19 protein-coding genes and 1 pseudogene are annotated in these 16,910 nt (G+C 41.8%); 14 read left to right on the forward strand and 6 right to left on the reverse strand.

The features are described 5' to 3' along the window. The first annotated feature begins 26 nt into the window (after window positions 1-26). On the forward strand, window positions 27-1,997 hold the full coding sequence (locus ACLGGR_RS09095) for a S9 family peptidase (protein WP_410972932.1): 1,971 nt from the start codon (window positions 27-29) through the stop codon (window positions 1,995-1,997). 43 nt (window positions 1,998-2,040) lie between these two features. On the opposite strand, the pseudogene ACLGGR_RS09100 reads toward ACLGGR_RS09095, so the two are convergent. Continuing rightward, window positions 2,041-2,340 (reverse strand): annotated as a pseudogene (locus ACLGGR_RS09100) (NifU family protein). Window positions 2,341-2,461: 121 nt separating this feature from the next. Here ACLGGR_RS09100 and ACLGGR_RS09105 point away from each other — a divergent pair. Together ACLGGR_RS09105 and ACLGGR_RS09110 are read left to right on the forward strand one after the other, a co-directional pair. After that, window positions 2,462-2,791 (forward strand): YuzD family protein, encoded by a 330-nt coding sequence (locus tag ACLGGR_RS09105; RefSeq protein WP_410972933.1) that lies wholly within the window; start codon window positions 2,462-2,464, stop codon window positions 2,789-2,791. 102 nt (window positions 2,792-2,893) lie between these two features. After that, the gene (locus tag ACLGGR_RS09110; protein ID WP_046313316.1) at window positions 2,894-3,124 is read left to right on the forward strand and encodes a hypothetical protein; all 231 of its coding nucleotides are present in this window, start codon (window positions 2,894-2,896) and stop codon (window positions 3,122-3,124) included. A 50-nt stretch (window positions 3,125-3,174) separates the two neighbouring features. On the opposite strand, the gene ACLGGR_RS09115 is transcribed toward ACLGGR_RS09110, so the two are convergent. Further along, entirely contained in the window at window positions 3,175-4,242 is a 1,068-nt protein-coding gene (locus ACLGGR_RS09115; protein WP_034282611.1) for an NAD(P)/FAD-dependent oxidoreductase, read from the reverse strand. 255 nt (window positions 4,243-4,497) lie between these two features. Between ACLGGR_RS09115 and ACLGGR_RS09120 the strand changes: the two genes are divergently transcribed. The 3 genes from ACLGGR_RS09120 (at window position 4,498) to ACLGGR_RS09130 (ending at window position 6,295) form a co-directional block, all read left to right on the forward strand. Then, window positions 4,498-4,734 (forward strand): YuzB family protein, encoded by a 237-nt coding sequence (locus ACLGGR_RS09120; protein WP_008346813.1) that lies wholly within the window; start codon window positions 4,498-4,500, stop codon window positions 4,732-4,734. A gap of 270 nt (window positions 4,735-5,004) precedes the next feature. Then, a complete protein-coding gene (gene dapF, locus ACLGGR_RS09125) occupies window positions 5,005-5,859 on the forward strand; it encodes a diaminopimelate epimerase (protein ID WP_046313318.1) in 855 nt (284 codons plus the stop codon). A 73-nt stretch (window positions 5,860-5,932) separates the two neighbouring features. Further along, the gene (locus ACLGGR_RS09130; RefSeq protein ID WP_024423354.1) at window positions 5,933-6,295 is read left to right on the forward strand and encodes a HesB/IscA family protein; all 363 of its coding nucleotides are present in this window, start codon (window positions 5,933-5,935) and stop codon (window positions 6,293-6,295) included. A 122-nt stretch (window positions 6,296-6,417) separates the two neighbouring features. Here the strand turns inward: ACLGGR_RS09130 and ACLGGR_RS09135 are convergent, their stop codons facing one another. Further along, complete coding sequence (locus ACLGGR_RS09135) at window positions 6,418-6,834, reverse strand: hypothetical protein (RefSeq protein WP_410972934.1); 417 nt, start codon at window positions 6,832-6,834, stop codon at window positions 6,418-6,420. A gap of 196 nt (window positions 6,835-7,030) precedes the next feature. Here ACLGGR_RS09135 and ACLGGR_RS09140 point away from each other — a divergent pair, with 196 nt between their 5' ends. Continuing rightward, the gene (locus ACLGGR_RS09140) at window positions 7,031-7,237 is read left to right on the forward strand and encodes a hypothetical protein (RefSeq protein ID WP_024425965.1); all 207 of its coding nucleotides are present in this window, start codon (window positions 7,031-7,033) and stop codon (window positions 7,235-7,237) included. A gap of 47 nt (window positions 7,238-7,284) precedes the next feature. Here ACLGGR_RS09140 and yumC read toward each other — a convergent pair whose 3' ends face one another. Beyond that, window positions 7,285-8,283, reverse strand: coding sequence for a ferredoxin--NADP reductase 2 (yumC, locus tag ACLGGR_RS09145; protein WP_034282604.1), 999 nt, complete (start codon window positions 8,281-8,283; stop codon window positions 7,285-7,287). A gap of 391 nt (window positions 8,284-8,674) precedes the next feature. On the opposite strand from yumC, the gene ACLGGR_RS09150 reads away from it, so the two are divergent. The 4 genes from ACLGGR_RS09150 to ACLGGR_RS09165 all read left to right on the forward strand — a co-directional run bounded on the left by ACLGGR_RS09150 (window position 8,675) and on the right by ACLGGR_RS09165 (window position 11,299). After that, window positions 8,675-9,892: an NAD(P)/FAD-dependent oxidoreductase gene (locus ACLGGR_RS09150; protein WP_162473404.1), complete on the forward strand. Its 1,218-nt coding sequence runs from the start codon at window positions 8,675-8,677 to the stop codon at window positions 9,890-9,892. Between the two features lie 135 nt (window positions 9,893-10,027). After that, window positions 10,028-10,153 carry a YuiA family protein gene (locus ACLGGR_RS09155; protein WP_157840088.1) on the forward strand — a complete coding sequence of 42 codons (126 nt, stop codon included), beginning with the start codon at window positions 10,028-10,030 and terminating at the stop codon, window positions 10,151-10,153. Window positions 10,154-10,234: 81 nt separating this feature from the next. Next, window positions 10,235-10,555 (forward strand): YuiB family protein, encoded by a 321-nt coding sequence (locus ACLGGR_RS09160; protein ID WP_039181171.1) that lies wholly within the window; start codon window positions 10,235-10,237, stop codon window positions 10,553-10,555. A gap of 99 nt (window positions 10,556-10,654) precedes the next feature. Then, complete coding sequence (locus tag ACLGGR_RS09165) at window positions 10,655-11,299, forward strand: 3D domain-containing protein (RefSeq protein WP_410972935.1); 645 nt, start codon at window positions 10,655-10,657, stop codon at window positions 11,297-11,299. Between the two features lie 40 nt (window positions 11,300-11,339). Here ACLGGR_RS09165 and ACLGGR_RS09170 read toward each other — a convergent pair whose 3' ends face one another. Further along, window positions 11,340-11,816 carry a divergent PAP2 family protein gene (locus ACLGGR_RS09170; protein ID WP_024423347.1) on the reverse strand — a complete coding sequence of 159 codons (477 nt, stop codon included), beginning with the start codon at window positions 11,814-11,816 and terminating at the stop codon, window positions 11,340-11,342. Window positions 11,817-12,140: 324 nt separating this feature from the next. On the opposite strand from ACLGGR_RS09170, the gene ACLGGR_RS09175 reads away from it, so the two are divergent. The 3 genes from ACLGGR_RS09175 to ACLGGR_RS09185 all read left to right on the forward strand — a co-directional run bounded on the left by ACLGGR_RS09175 (window position 12,141) and on the right by ACLGGR_RS09185 (window position 16,231). Further along, on the forward strand, window positions 12,141-13,631 hold the full coding sequence (locus ACLGGR_RS09175; protein ID WP_048237344.1) for a leucyl aminopeptidase: 1,491 nt from the start codon (window positions 12,141-12,143) through the stop codon (window positions 13,629-13,631). A 334-nt stretch (window positions 13,632-13,965) separates the two neighbouring features. Beyond that, window positions 13,966-15,294, forward strand: coding sequence for a Na+/H+ antiporter family protein (locus ACLGGR_RS09180; protein ID WP_251215842.1), 1,329 nt, complete (start codon window positions 13,966-13,968; stop codon window positions 15,292-15,294). A gap of 160 nt (window positions 15,295-15,454) precedes the next feature. Beyond that, window positions 15,455-16,231, forward strand: a complete 777-nt coding sequence (locus ACLGGR_RS09185) for a sporulation protein (protein ID WP_410972936.1) — start codon at window positions 15,455-15,457, stop codon at window positions 16,229-16,231. A 65-nt stretch (window positions 16,232-16,296) separates the two neighbouring features. Here ACLGGR_RS09185 and ACLGGR_RS09190 read toward each other — a convergent pair whose 3' ends face one another. Next, the gene (locus ACLGGR_RS09190) at window positions 16,297-16,893 is read right to left on the reverse strand and encodes a biotin transporter BioY (protein WP_410972937.1); all 597 of its coding nucleotides are present in this window, start codon (window positions 16,891-16,893) and stop codon (window positions 16,297-16,299) included. Between the last annotated feature and the right edge of the window lie 17 nt (window positions 16,894-16,910).

Raw genomic sequence — 16,910 nt, forward strand, 5'->3', positions numbered from 1 at the left:
TATGCATAAAAGGGGGAGATACATTCATGAAGAAATTGATGACGGCAGAAGATTTAACAAAGATTGTTTCTGTTTCTCATCCGGTTTATTCACCAGATGGAAAAAAGGCAGTCTTTACAAAAGTCACTGTGAATGAGAAAAAGGACGATTACAATATCCATTTATGGGTTCGAAATGAAGAGACAGAGGAGCTGGCACAATGGACATTTGAGGATGGAAAGCATCATCAGCCAGTTTGGTCAAAAGACGGCAAGCAGCTTGCTTTTATTTTACAAAAGCCAAAGGAAGTCCCTCAGCTGGCGCTCATGAAGAGCGAAGGAGGCGGCTTGCGAACCTTAACGAAGATTCCGTACGGAGTATCTCATCCTGTCTTTTCCCCAGATGGCGCTTTTCTTTATGCGGCTGTGTCATTGAAACAATCAGAATCTGTTCATGATGAAAAAAAGGAAGAGCGAGATGACTTTGCTCCAGCGGTATATGATGATTTGACCTATAAAGCAGATGGAAGAGGCTTTTTAGATGGGCGTTTCACGCAGATCGTGAAGGTGGATATCGATTCAGGAGAGGTAGAGCCTGTTACGAGTGAGCAGGTTCATCATATGAATCATACGGTTTCTCCGTGCGGCAAATGGCTTGCCTTTATTCAATTAAACGCACAGACACCTTACATAAGTGACGTGTGTCTCCTGTCATTAGAAGATGGTACGACAAGAAAGATTACACATGCAAACGGCGCTTATTCCACCGCCTCTTTTTCTCCAAATGGAGAGAGCCTTTTGTATATTGGACATGAGCGCGAATTTCAAAATGCCACCTTCCCATCATTATGGCTGTATGATCTGAAGGAAGACAAGGCGGTTCAGCTGTCAGAAATGCTCGATATGTATGTTGGAAACTGTATGGCAGGAGATAGCGTGATGGGAGAGGTCTTTCAGCTTCCGCAGTGGACAAAGGACAGTCAAGGGTTTTATGCGCTTGTTTCTGATCAAGGCAGTACAGGGATTTATTATTTCTCTATTGAAGGTTTAGCCTATCCTGTTCGACTAGAGGCGGAACATATCACCAATTTCAGCCTTCATCCAGATGAATCCAAACTGCTGTTCAGCCGGCTTACACCTGTCTCACCAAGTGAGCTGTATGAGATGACATTAGGGGAGACTGAGCTAAAGCAAATCACGTTCGAGCATCATGATTTTCTAAAGGAGCATATCGTATCGGAACCTGAACCATTTTCTTTTCAGTCAAAAGATGGAGACGAGGTGCATGGCTGGTTTATGAAGCCTTCCCAGATGGAAGAGGGAAAGAAATATCCGCTCATTCTAGAGGTTCATGGCGGTCCGCATGCGATGTATGGTCATACGTATTTTCATGAATTTCAAATGCTCGCTTCTGAAGGCTATGCCATCGTGTATATCAACCCGCACGGCAGTCATGGATACGGACAAATGTTTACCGACCGTGTGAGAGGAAGCTATGGTGACGTTGATTATGACGATGTCATGCAGGCTGTTGATCATGTGCTCACAGTCTATGATTTCCTTGATGAAACAAGACTTGGCGTGACAGGCGGCAGCTATGGGGGGTTTATGACCAACTGGATTGTCGGTCAGACCGACCGCTTTCGCGCAGCTGTCACACAGCGCTCCATTTCAAACTGGATTAGCTTTTATGGCATCAGTGATATCGGTTATTTCTTTACAAGGTGGCAGATTGATGGGGATATTTATGATTCTGTCGATAAGCTATGGGATCGTTCGCCGCTAAAATATGTGAAGCAGATGAACACACCGCTTCTCATCTTGCACAGCGATGAAGATTATCGCTGCCCAGTTGATCAAGCAGAGCAGCTTTTTGTGGCCTTGAAGGAGCTTGGGAAAGACACAAGATTGGTCAAATTCCCAAAGGCATCTCATGATTTATCCAGAAGTGGTCACCCGGGCCAGCGCATTCAAAGACTGACTTTTATAAAGGAATGGTTTAGAGAGAAGTTAACCTAATAAAAAACGACCCTGATTGGGTCGTTTTCATGTCATATATGAATTAGAAAACCTGTTCAACTTCTACAACGCCAGGCACTTCTTCTAATAATGCGCGCTCAATACCGGCTTTCAATGTAATGGTTGAACTTGGGCAGCTGCCGCATGCACCAAGAAGACGTAATTTCACAATACCATCTTCAATGTCTACAAGCTCACAGTCTCCACCATCACGTAATAGAAATGGACGAAGTTTGTCCAGTACTTCCTGTACTTGGTCTTTCATTTCGACTTCAGTCATTAGATATAATCGCTCCTTTCACAACATATCACCATTATATTCATCTGGACGATAAAAATCTATTGATTGGTTTCAAAGTTTCCTTTTCATTATAGCACAATCTCATCTTGAAACAAAAAGTGATTTTGGCTTTTTTCATACAGAAAATTCAGCTAAAATGAAGTTAGAATAGGGGGCTTGTTAAATGAATCAAACCGTCGATCTTTATGTATATGGAAGAGATGTCTTGTGCGCTAGCTGCGTGAATCTGCCTTCTTCAAAAGATACGTTTGAATGGTTAGATGCAGCATTAAAACGAAAATATCCGAATCAGCCATTTCGCATCACATATATTGATATTGAGCACCCGCCAGAAAACCAACAACAAAAGGAATTGTCTGAACGAATTCTTGTTGATGAATTCTTTTATCCGCTTGTCTTAGTAGAGGATCAAATCGTTGGAGAGGGCAATCCGAAATTAAAAGACATTTATCAAGAAATGGAGAAATACGGGTACAAGGAGAGCAGTGAATAAGCTGTTCTTTTTTTGAGAAAGAAAATAGAACAAACGTTCCTTTTTTTGTCTTGAAAAGGAACGTTTGTTCGTTTATAATGAAATGAAAGGAGCGTGAGCATCATGAATTATTTACTGAAACAATCTCTTCATCAGCAAATACCGATTGAGATGATTTATATGAAGAAAAATGGAGAGTGCACAAAGAGAAAAATCATTGTACACCGTCAAACGGATCAGCTCATCCAAGCATATTGTTTATCGAAAAAGACGATGAGAACCTTTCGTAAAGACTGCATCCTTGCCCTTGCTCCGATCAAATGGACCCACTCATCGGCACATGCCGTTTCATAAAAAAAAGCTCCCTCATCATGAAGGAGCTTTGAGAAAAAATTCACATGATTTTAGCCGTTGTGATGTTTGTACATCCAAAGGAGTCCAGATTTCAGGAGTCTTGGCACCCGGCCAACAAGTGGACGATCAGCCACTAAACCAAAGCCGGCTTTTTTCCCTAAAGAACCTAAAACACCTTTTAGCTTAAATTGTGGATAAGCCTCAGGAAGCGGCTCATTTTTCCAGCGTTTTTGCAGCGATTGGACAATTTGTTCTGCCTGCGCCTCAGCAAGCTGTGCACTTGGGGCATGCGGCAGACTTGCGCAGTCACCTACAACATATACATGCTCATCCCCAGGGAGATTGTGATGAGGAGTTAATACGACGCGGCCTTGTGCGTCTTTTTCAACATCCATCTCACGTACCACTTTGCTTGGCTGTATTCCAGCTGTCCACACGATGACATCTGCTTCAATCGCGTCATCATGGTTGTAAACGACACCTTCTTCAACCTTTGTAATATTGGCACAGTTAATGATCTTTACATCATTTTCTTCAAACCACTTTTGCACATACAAACTTAATCTTTTTGGGAAGCTTGATAGAATCAACTCTCCGCGGTCAAAAAGAATAATGTTTAAATCAGCACGGCTTTCTCTTAGTTCACTGGCCAGCTCTACCCCGCTAAGTCCAGCACCGACGATGCCAACCGTTGCACCTGCGCTCAAATTATTTAATTTGTTATACGCATGTCTTGACTGATCAATGGTTTGAATGCTGTATGTATGTTCTTTCGCACCAGGGACATTATGATACTTGTCCTCACAGCCGAGTCCAATCACCGTATCATCATACGGAATCGGTTCACGGTCGCTGAATAAGATCTGTTTGTTTTCAATATCAATTTTTTCTACTTCCCCGTATTGAATATCCAGCTTCGGATGCTCTGGAAAAGATACTCGAATGTGATGATCAGAGATCGTTCCAGCAGCAAGTGCATAATATTCTGTTTTTAAACAGTGGTAAGGATTTCGATCAATTAATGTGATAGTGACATCATCAGGTAATTGATTTGGCAATAAGCGGTGGAGAACCCGCATATTCCCGTAACCTCCGCCGATCAAGACTAAATTTTTCATGACGATTCTCCTTTTCCCCGTAGACATTGAAAAACACTTATACTAAAAAACTTTAAGTTAAAATACCAAATAAAATTATATCGAATTTACTGTGAAACCACAATAATTGTTTCAAAATAACCTACATATTCATCAGTTAGTCCTAAATAGTAAAACATTTTACGAGAAATAGGCGTAACGATACAGATGAAGCTCATATTTTGACTAATACAAGGAATTTCGGTAGGATGGTAAGGCAATGTGAGGTGAAGCACAGTGTTTCCACTGATCGAATTTTGTGTAAGTAATCTTGCACAAGGGTCTCAAGAAGCAAAAGAGAAGCTTGAAAAAGACCCAAACCTAGACGTAATGGAATACGGCTGTTTAAGCTATTGCGGCAAATGTATGGACTCCCCATTTGCACTTGTGAATGGAGAATTTGTTTCAGGAGAAAATGCAGAGCAGCTAGTCGAGCGTATTTATGCTTTTATAGAGGAAAACGACATGTTTTAAATGCACCACATGGGTCATGAGGTGCATTTTTTTCACATTTTCATCTTCCATTTTTAAGGAGAATTAATAGAAAGCGCATCCAATATGTTATGCTAATAAAATATCATCAATATGAAGCATCACACGAGAGAAAAAGAGGCATATGCATAATAAAAGCCCTTTGCCATGGCAGCAAAGAGCTTCTATGTATGAAAAACGGGGGATGATAAGATTGTCTCCTGAATCGACTCCTTTTATACTATAAAGAAACAACATTTTTGGAGGAAGCTCATGACATCATTTCAATTCACGAAAATGCACGGATTAGGAAATAATTATATTTACGTCAATCAGATGAAGGAACAGCTTCCAGAAGAACAGTTATCAGAGATAGCGATTCGCGTTTCTTCTGTTTATACAGGAATCGGTTCTGACGGGATGATCCTGATTTGCCCATCAGATGTTGCACCTGTGAAGATGCGCATTTTCAACAATGATGGATCAGAGGGAAAAAACTGTGGTAACGGGCTGCGCTGCGTAGCAAAGTATGTGTATGAGCATCAAATTGTGACAGACACAACGTTCCAGATTGAGACATTGTCAGGACTCGTTGAAGCTACCGTTCACGCTCAGGATGGTCACGTTCAGTTAGTCACAGTAGATATGGGAAAACCACGTTTTGAAAAAGAAGCGATGCCAATGCTTGGTGAACCGGCCAGCACAACGATTAATGAGGCACTTGATTTTGGCAAGGCAGTTTTAAATGGAACGGCCGTTTCAATGGGAAACCCGCACATCGTTTTTTATTTAGAGGACATTGAAAAAGCACCGCTTCATACACTTGGACCAATCATCGAAAAACACGACATGTTCCCAGAAGGCGTCAATGTAGAATTTGTAGAAGTTGTCAGTGAAACAGAACTGCATTTTCGTGTGTGGGAAAGAGGTTCAGGGATTACACAGGCCTGCGGAACAGGGGCTTGCGCTGCGGCTGTATCCACAATCGTGAATGGTCAGGCGAAAAAGGAAACAGACATGACCGTTCATTTAGCAGGCGGAGACCTCATCATTCGCTGGAAAGACAATGACCACGTGCTCATGACAGGACCTGCTGAAACGATTTGTGACGGCACATTTTATCTCTAATCCATTTATTTGAGAAAAGGCATCATCACGTTTATAATTGAAAAGAAACATCCAGTCAAAAGGAGGGATGATCATGAGTACACCAGTAACCATTACAGAAGCTGCTGCACTGCAGATTAAAGATATGATGAAAGAACATGAAGAAGAAAATGCGTTCCTTCGAGTTGGCGTAAAAGGCGGCGGCTGCAGCGGTCTTTCGTACGGCATGGGCTTTGACCATGAAGTCTCAGAGAAAGACACGCAGTTTGAACAGCATGGCATAAATGTCCTTGTCGACTCCGAAAGCCTTGATATCATGAACGGAACCATCATTGATTTCAAACAATCACTAATGGGCGGCGGTTTCACCATCGACAATCCGAATGCCATCGCGTCATGCGGATGCGGTTCTTCCTTCAGAACAGCGACGAATACCGGTACGCCGGAAGAATGTTAAACATGTGATCATGAATAAAGATAAGCCTGCTTGTTTCGTTTGTTTTTAAACAACACGAACGAGGAGGCTTTTTTAATTGAGCTGAGAGTAAAGAAAAAAGACACTCACTCAGCATCTTTTTCTCATATTTCTTCTTCGATTTTTAACAGTTCTTTGTCGAGGACATAGATCAACTCATGTGTACTATACAAATAGATCAAGACTTCTTTATTGACATCTTCCACATGTACTTCCACCTCAACTCGAATCTTTGCTGGTTCTCCGCGATACATGACTTCAAACGTACCGATTTCTTTCGTTTCATTGTCCTTTTGCATTTTCTTTATTTCAGACTGTATCTGTTTGATGTCTTGATCATTCAAACCAGAATCCAAAATCGAAGAGGAGACATGTCTTAAAAAAGGTTCTAATTGATTAATATCAATATTCAACCCTGCTGCGAACTCAGCATTACGTTTGTTAAAGTCCTTTGCAAACAGTTCAACTGAGCCACCAATCAGCAGTAATAAGCTCAAACTGATCATTAAACGCTTTAACATCTTTACACCTATCCTTCATTATGAACTTCTTCATTTCCTATATCGGGTTGATCAGATGAAATCTTCATTTTCTCTTCAACAATGTATAAATCGCTCAATTTTGTTACAGCTTGCCCGAACAACTGGCTATTTCACCTCGAAAAGAGTATCATGAGAACCAAACATAAACTGTAGTCAGAAAAGAGGTTGCTGAGGTTTGAGTGAACAAATCAATTGCAGGAACTGTCATGAATTGATTCCGTATCGTTCCAAAACGTGTCCATCTTGCGGGATTGAGAAGCCGCTTCCGAAAAAGGAACGTGTGAAGGATCGGGTGATTTTGGTTGTGGCAGGGATTGTTGTGGTACTGCTTGCTGCAATGGTGCTTGGAATGGCGAATGCCTATATTGGGATTTTTAAATAAACGAAAAAGGAGTTCCGCGAGTGGGAACTCCTTTTTTTGATCCGCTCTTATTTGTTTTCAAATAAGCTTGTGGAATGGAGAGGCTGTACACGGGCTTTCGGGTCCATGTAGGCTTTCGCATTGTTGACAGCAGTTGGTGCTTCACCAAATCCGCTTGCAATCAATTTGACTTTTCCTTCATACGTACAGATGTCTCCTGCCGCATAGAAGCCTTCAATGTTTGTTTCCATTGTAGATTTCACCACGATGGAGTTCTTTTCGATTTCAAGGCCCCACTGTTTGATTGGTCCAAGGGAGGAAACAAAACCGAAGTTGACGATCACGTCGTCCACATCAAGCACTTGTTTTTTATCGCCTTTGACTTCTTCGAGCACGATTTGTTCAATGCGGTCTTCACCAATGAGTTCAGTTGGTACAAATGGTGTCAGGACATTGACTTTCGAGTTGTGCAGGTTTTCTACACTGTGCTCATGCGCGCGGAATTTATCGCGGCGGTGAATAATGGATACTTCTTTTGCGATTGGTTCAAGCATGAGTGCCCAGTCCACCGCAGAGTCTCCGCCTCCAAGAACGGCAACACGTCTGCCGGCAAATTGGTTCAAGTCATTAATGAAGTAATGCAGATTGCTTCCTTCAAATGATTCTGCTGCATCTAGCTCAAGCTTTCTCGGTTGGAATGCACCGTTACCAGCTGTGATGATGATTGTTTTAGAATAATGAATCTCTTGATTTGTCACAAGTTTAAAGATGCCATCTGCTTGCTTTTCAACCGTTTCAACTGCCTGCTCTAAGCAAATGGTTTGATCAAATTTATCCATTTGTTCCTTTAAGTTATCAACTAATTCTTGTGCGCGGATTTTTGGGAATCCAGCCACATCATAAATATATTTTTCAGGGTAAAGAGCGGATAGTTGACCGCCGAGCTGAGGAAGGCTTTCAATGATTTTCACACTTGCCTGTCTCATGCCTCCGTAAAACGCAGTAAACAATCCAACTGGGCCGCCCCCGATAACGGTAATGTCATATACCTTAGAATCTTCTTGCATTCCTTTAATCCTCCCAAATGAAAATTGTTATCACTATATCATATCATACCACATATCGTCGTTTGACTTGTTTTGAAAAACTTGTCGTTTTTTGATGCTGAAGCTTTGAAACGGAGGAAAAAGTGAGAAAGACCGTTTATCCTAAGGATTTTCAGTTTAAAGCCTTGAAAATTGGAGCAGAACTCGCTATTATTGTTAAGGGAACTAAATATTAATTTTTTATGAATTTTTGTCGGATACGGTCAAATGCTTTCGTTTTATGTAGGTGAAAGTTCAGATTTTCACATACTTATTTTTTTGTTTAAATTTCATAAAATGCCGCAAAGCGGTTGAGAATAACGATATGTAATTCTTTATCCGTTTTACAGCAAATTTAAAAAAGGTGGATGTGATTCCAGTGAATAAACCGAAAATCGTTGTATTAGGTGCAGGTTATGGCGGATTAATGACTGTAACAAGATTAACAAAACAGCTTGGCACAAATGATGCGGACATTACTCTTGTGAACAAGCATAATTATCATTACGAAACAACATGGTTACATGAAGCAAGTGCAGGTACACTTCATCATGACCGCTGTCGTTATCAAATCAAAGATGTGATTAACAGTTCCCGTGTCAACTTTGTACAAGCAACAGTTGAAAGCATTGATAAGGAAGCGAAGAAAGTTGTGACATCAGATGGCGAACTTTCTTATGACTACCTTGTTGTTGCACTTGGTGCTGTTCCTGAAACATTTGGTATTGCAGGACTGAAAGAATATGCATTCTCAATCTCTAACATCAACTCTGCTCGTCAGCTTCGTGAGCACATTGAGCTTCAATTTGCGACGTATAATACGGATGCTGAAAAACGCCCAGAGCGTTTGACGATCGTTGTCGGCGGTGCAGGCTTCACAGGTATTGAGTTCCTTGGTGAGCTTGGAAACCGTGTGCCTGAGCTTTGCAAAGAGTATGATATTGATCAAAAAGACGTGCGTATCATCTGTGTAGAAGCTGCGCCAACAGCTCTTCCTGGATTCGACCCAGAATTGATCGACTATGCGATGAACTACCTTCAAGGTAAAGGTGTTGAGTTCAAAATCGGTACAGCGATCAAAGAATGTACGCCTGAAGGAATCATTGTTGGAAAAGACGATGATACAGAAGAAATCAAAGCTGAAACTGTTGTTTGGGCTGCAGGTGTACGCGGTAACCCAATCGTTGAAGAAGCTGGTTTTGAAAACATGCGCGGCCGCGTAAAAGTTTCTCCAGATCTTCGTGTACCAGAAAATGATGATGTCTTCATCATCGGTGACTGTTCATTGATTATCAATGAAGAAATCAACCGTCCATACCCACCAACTGCACAAATTGCTATGCAGCAAGGTGAAACAGTAGCGAAAAACCTTGCAGCACTAGTAAAAGGTGGATCTCTTGAAAGCTTTAAGCCAGACATCAAAGGAACAGTTGCTTCTCTTGGTGAACACGACGCTGTAGGTGTTGCGTTTGGTAAGAAACTTCAAGGAACAAAAGCTTCTGCAATGAAGAAAATCATCGACAACCGTTCATTATTCATGGTTGGCGGACCAGGACTTGTTCTGAAAAAAGGAAAATTCAAGTTCTTCTAAACCATCATAGACAACAACGTGTATCCTCGTGATACACGTTTTTTTATTTGTTGTGGTATATTTTCTCACTTGGTCATCGGCAGCAAAATATGTTATGATTAATTATCAGAAAATTTAGATTAAGGAGTGAGCAATATGAATGCACAAACAAAGGAAAAAACATCAACCTGTCAATATTGTTCAGGAAAAGGGTATTTTCAGCTATTGCTCGGCGGATCTGAAACATGTGAGGAATGTAAAGGGACAGGAAAGAAGCGTTAATCGATCTGCTTTTTCCATTGATTGACTTCATCTCTATTTCCAAGTTAAACTAATGATGGGATATTTGGGGGTGGAGATGAAGTGATCAGTTTACCAGTCGTTATCATTTCAGTTATTTTATTTTTCGTGTTATTCTTTGGCATTGGCTTTTTGCTCAATATGCTGCTGAGAATGTCATGGATTATGGCTATTTTATATCCAATTGTATGCCTTTTCATTATTAACAATCAAAAGATGATCGCTTATGTAAGAGAGCCTGGCACTGCTTTTTCAGGAATAGGAGACCGGATTGTCTCACTCGCTGCGGCAGATATCATCATCTTATTAAGCGGCCTGATTGGTGCGATCGCATCAGGTTTTGTCATTAATGCACTTCGAAAAAGAGGGTATCAAATGTTTTAACTCACTTGTGGACACGCAGGTGGGTTTTTTTGTTTCTCCTTTGCATAGTTTCCATTTTGTTTGGAAACAAATAGATGGGTAGAGGAGTGACAAATAGAGATGAAAACATGGATGAAACGATTGTTCATGACAGCGCTATTCATGATCGCACTTTTGACAAGCTTTACGGGCATATCTGGAGTCGAACCAAGTGATTTAGCTGCATGGGTGAAAGAGACCGATGCGGGCAAGCAAGTATCTTCTTTTTTTCAACAGCCAAAAAGGGAAACGATGGCACTCAAAAGTGAAGATTCGCGGTCTGTTTCTCTCGAAGAAGCGTTTAATTGGAACGATTACCCGAAGCAGAAGGTTGTTGCAACCGGCTATACAGCAGGTGTGGAATCAACAGGCAAAACGAAGGAACATCATGCATATGGCATTACATATTCAGGCGTCAAAGTGAAACGTGATTTATATTCAACAGTGGCAGCGGACCCATCTGTCTTTCCGATTGGAACGGTATTGTATATCCCAAACTATGGCTACGGTGTGGTTGCAGATACTGGGAAAGCCATTAAAGGCCATAAGCTTGATTTATACTATGAAACCGTTGATGATGTGTATAGAGAATGGGGTAAAAAAGTACTCGATGTGTATATCATCAAAAAGGGTGAAGGGACGTTAACGGAAAAAGACTTAAATCAGCTCAATGAAGCAGAATCGATGCAAGTATTCCGTCAGCAGTTTCAAGCCAATAAAGAATGAAAAAGCTTTGGGCCATTTAAGGTCCAAAGCTTTTTCGCTTCTACATGAAGTAATAATCTAAGATGAGTGTCAGCAAGATTCCTGTTAAGCCGCCGAAGAAGACTTCAATCGGCTTATGACCAAGAAGCTCTTTTAATTTCTTTTGCTTTTCTTTTTCTTCCGCATTTGGGAAATTCTTCGCTTCGGAAACAAATCGGTTAAAATCTGTAACGAGCTTGTTGAGGACAGTCGCCTGTTCTCCTGCCTGTCTGCGAACGCCTGTCGCATCAAACATGGTAATAATGGCAAAGATGGCGGAAATGGCAAAGATTGATGTATCTAGCCCGTGCTCTAAAGCCACTGCTGTTGAGAGTGCTGTTACTGCTGCGGAGTGTGAACTTGGCATTCCGCCTGTGCTTGTAATGAGCGACCAATCTAGTCGTCTAGAAATGATAAATTGAATCGGTACTTTTACAAATTGAGCAAAAAAGATGGCTGCAAGGCTGGCAAGCAGCGGAAAATTCGTCAGTACGCTCATGAACAAGAAACATCCTCTCTTTAAGAAAAAATATCGTGCGAAATGATGGACTAAAGATCCTAGTATGATGAAAAAATGATAGCAGTAAAAAATGCTGCCAAGTCCATGTTCATTATAACATTAAAGAAAGTAGATGTGGAACGAGGAGAACACGGACAGGCTGCTCAGGTTTTCGCCGCTTTTTCATGATACCCTTCCGCGTGTGAAAATATAAATGTTCATCAAGGAAAGACAGTCTGGCAATGATCGTATAGGCACGCAAATTTTGATATAATAGAAGTTCCAATGTGAAAAATGGAGTTCATTAAGGAGCGTGTGATAAATATGTTTTTCTCGACAAATGAATTGCAGCATAAAGATACACTGGCGATCGGACTTTTTCAAAAGAGCCAATTATCAGGAAAAGCAAAAGAAATGGATGAATTACTTGAAGGAAGAATCACTGAATTATTAAAAGAAGGCGACATTTCATCCAAACGAAATCAGCTTTCGAAGTTTTTCCCATCCCCTGAAACAGGCATCAAACGCATTTATTTTGTCGGGCTTGGGAAAGAATCAGATTACACGTTTGAAGAGGCAAAAGAAGTGTTTGCCCATTTATTTAAAAAGCTTCATCAAGATAAAAAGCAAGCGGTTTCTGTCTTGCTGGATACGTTTATTGGAAAGGATCTGCCTGCTCAAGATGCAGCCCATGCCCTTTCTGAAAGCTGCCTTTTAGCTACATATGAATTACAGGATTTTAAACATAAAACAAATGAACCGGATCGCTTCATCGAGTTTGTTTATGCTACGACGGATCATGATACAGCTGAAATTCAGGCGAGTTTGAAAGTCGGCGAAGTGTACGGACAGTCAGTCAATTCGGCCCGTACCCTTGTGAATATGCCGCCGAACATGCTCACATCCTCTGATCTGGCTTCGTATGCGGCAGAGCTTGCATATAAATACGAATTTGAGATTGAAATTTTAGATAAAGAACAAATGGAAGAGCTCGGAATGGGTGGTATTTTAGCCGTCAATAGAGGCTCAACAGAACCTCCAAAACTCATCGTGCTGAAATATCAAGGCAAGGAAGAATGGACAGACGTCATCGGCCTTGTTGGTAAAGGCATCACGTATGATACAGGCGGCTATTCTTTAAAGCCAAGAGCTAGTATGGTTGGCATGAAAACAGATATGGGCGGCTCAGCCTCTGTTTTAGGCGCAATGGAAATCATCGGAGAACTGCGCCCAGAGCAAAATGTCATTGCGGTCATAGCCTCAACCGATAATATGATCTCAGCAGACGCTATGAAGCCGGATGACGTCATCGTGTCACTAAGCGGTAAAACAATCGAAGTGCTTAATACGGATGCAGAAGGCCGTCTTGTTTTAGCAGACGGGGTGACATATGCGAAGCAGCACGGTGCCTCTGTCCTTGTAGATGTGGCCACATTAACAGGCGGTGTCATTGTGGCGCTTGGAAATGAGACAACAGGCGTGATGACCAATAACGATGAGCTGCTCGCTCAGTTTAAAGAAGCATCAGAAGAATGTGGTGAAATGATCTGGCAGCTGCCAATCACAGAAAAAGATAAAAAACGAGTACGAAACAGCAAAATGGCTGATCTCAATAACTCACCAGGCCGTGATGGTCATGCGATTATGGCAGGTGCTTTCATTGGTGAATTCGCAGAGGATACACCTTGGGTTCACTTAGATATTGCAGGAACTGCAACAACAGAAAAACCTTCATGCTTTGGACCAACAGGGGCAACAGGTGTGATGGTAAGATCACTTGCTACATTTGTGGAACGATTTGAAGGAAAGAAATAAAGGATAAGGCTCTGCCGGATGGCAGAGCTCAAGTAGTTGACAAAGGGCTAAAAAAATCTTTTTTAGCTCTTTGTCTTCTTTTCAGCGTGATAGAAAACCTTTGAAGTCTAGGAAGGAACGAGTACCGGAGCGGAGCGAATTGAACATTCGTGAGCACCGGTACGCAGGACTGCGGGCGAATGCGAGGGTTTGTCTACACGCTGGGCTCTGCCATGGCAGGGCTTTTTTATGTAGGACATACGCCATTTGACGAAGTTTTTTTTCTATGGTAACATACGTTGGTACTTTAATTATCTACTACATTAGTAAACTAAAGGATTTCGGGGGTTTCACCATGAATGCAGTTGTTTTAGCGGTTGTTTTAATGTTGATATTAAGCTTGCTGCGGGTCAATGTCGTGATTGCGCTGGCAATAGGCGCTTTAGCTGGCGGACTTGCAGGTGGATTAGGCTTGGGAGGAACAGTAAACGCCTTTACGGACGGACTTGGAGGAAATGCAACAGTGGCGATTAGTTATGCGCTATTAGGAGCTTTTGCTGCGGCGCTGACGAAAACAGGTCTACCAGATGCCATGGTTGAAGGAGCAGTGAAGCTTCTAGGAAAAGAAGGCGATTCAAGACGGAAAACACTATCAAAAGTGCTCATCGTTCTTGTCATTTTAATCGTGTCCTGTTTTTCACAGAACGTCGTTCCTGTTCATATTGCTTTTATCCCAGTCTTAATTCCACCGTTATTAAAGGTGTTTAACGAGCTTCAGATTGACCGCAGACTGCTAGCGTGTGTCATGACCTTCGGACTCACTGCACCATATATATTACTTCCAGTCGGTTTTGGACAGATTTTCCATGGAATGCTTCGTGACAATATGAAAGAAGCGGGTCTGACTGTAAACTTAGCAGATATTCCGTATGCCATGCTGATTCCTGTTGCGGGTATGGTTCTTGGTTTGATCGTTTCCATTTTTGTGTATCGAAAGCCGAAGGTATATGAGGATCGTGAAATTACAGACGTAGAGAAATCGGCTTATACGAAAAAAAGCTTATTCTTTGCCGGTCTTGCTATTCTCGTTTCGTTGATTGTCCAGCTTTATCTATCACAAAGCCTTGGTGTGGAAGGAATGATCTTCGGTGCACTCTCAGGACTGCTTGTCTTGTTTGTGACTGGAATGATGAAACGCGGTGAAGCAGATGAACTCATTACATCTGGAATGAATATGATGGCATTTATTGGTTTTGTCATGCTTGTTGCCGCTGGATTTGCCAACGTTTTAACAAAAACAGGAGATATTGAATCTCTTGTCAAAGCATCTTCCCAATTTATCGGCAACAGCCAGAGCCTTGCCGCGATTTTAATGCTGCTCGTTGGTTTGCTTGTGACAATGGGAATCGGATCATCATTTGCAACGATTCCGATTATTACAACCATCTTTGTTCCACTTTGCTTACACTTAGGATTTAGCCCAATGGCCACCATTGCCATTATTGGCTCTGCTGCGGCTGTTGGAGATGCAGGTTCACCTGCAAGTGACAGTACGCTTGGACCAACATCTGGATTGAATATGGATGGACAGCATCACCACATTTGGGGAACTTGTGTCCCGACTTTTATCTATTATAATATTCCGCTTGTTCTGTTCGGCTGGCTGGCGGCGATTATTCTGTAAGATGAAAAGCTTGTAGAGAAAACGATGATGTTTTTTCTATAAGCTTTTTTGTTGTTCGTAGATGAAAAAAATAATTAGGACAAAAGTATGAATTAAATGAATCTTTCTTCCTTTATCTTACGTATATATGCTGATAAAAATGAAAAGGGGAAGATGGGACATGTCATTTTTTAAAAAACTAGCGGCCAGTGCAGGAATTGGTGCGGCAAAAGTAGATACCATTTTAGAGAAAAACGCTTATTATCCAGGACAAGAAGTAACGGGAACTGTCCATGTAAAGGGCGGGAAAATCGCTCAGGACATCCGCTATATCAATGTCAAGATTGAAACACAGTATGTGATTGTGAAAGATGATGAAGAGCGTAGAAAATATGCGAACATCTATACTTTACGAGTGACGGATTCTTTTACCATCCAGCCTAGTGAAAAGCATGAATTTCCGTTTTCATTTAATCTTCCTATTGATACCCCGATGACGATCGGAAAAGTAGAAGTTGCAGTAGAGACAGACCTTGATATCCAAGGCGGGATCGATAAATCTGACTATGACCGCATTTTCGTTGAAGCACATCCTTGGGTGAGAAATGTACTTGAGGCTACTAGAAATCTAGGCTTCCACCTGAACGAAGCAGACTGTGAACAAGCACCTTACTTTCAGCGGCGCCTGCCATTCGTCCAAGAATTCGAGTTCATTCCGACATCAGACTACTATCGCTATATGCTTGATGAGTTAGAGCTGATTTTTCTGATTGATGAAGGCGGATTAGACATTGTATTCGAAGTCGACCGTAGAGCAAGAGGCCTGCGAGGCTGGCTTGAGGAGATGTATAATGAAGGAGAACAGCTTGCACGCTACCGCTTCAGTCCATCAGATCTTGAAGATGTAGAAACGCTTGAAGGAATGCTGGAAGAAATCATAGATCGATACGCTGAGTAATGGTGAAAAAAGAGCCTGAATGAAGACAGGCTCTTTTTTCTATGATCAACTTGATGAGTCTGCACTTATGAGGCGGCTTCTTGTTTTCGAAAGGATGTGGCTTTTGAAACAGAGCGATAAATTTTAGGAGACAGCATCGCAAGTAATATGGTCAATGCGTAGTCTTTTACCATAAACCAAATCATAAAGAACCACGTGGTTTGATAAGAAATCGGGGCATTGAGCCATACATTTAGTGCGAGGTATGTATAGGTCGTTCCGATCACATACATCACGGTCGTACCAGCAATGGCTGCAAGCAAAAAGCGGCCAAAGCCAGGGTTTTTTCTTTTTTCTAGAATGAATCCAGCAAGCCAGGCAGCAGGGATGTACGATAATACAAAGCCGCCGCTTTTCCCTAAAATGACCCCAAAGCCCGCAGAGAACTGGGCGAATACAGGTGCACCAGCAATTCCAACCAAGGCATAGACAATCATAGCTAATGCGCCAAGTCGTCTGCCCAGTAAGAGACCAGCAAGTACACAAAAAAACGGCTGCATCGTAAGTGGAATTCCGCCGATCTGTAAAAACGGCACAATGGATGTGATATTGGCGCCGATAGCCATGAGTGCAGCAAACATTCCGACTAGTACAAAGTCAGCAGTTCTTGTCTTCTTTTGCATGATGTTTCCCCCTGTCT

The sequence above is a fragment of the Bacillus sp. BD48 genome, assembly GCF_046566805.1.
Taxonomy (GTDB): Bacteria; Bacillota; Bacilli; order Bacillales; family Bacillaceae; genus Bacillus; species Bacillus safensis.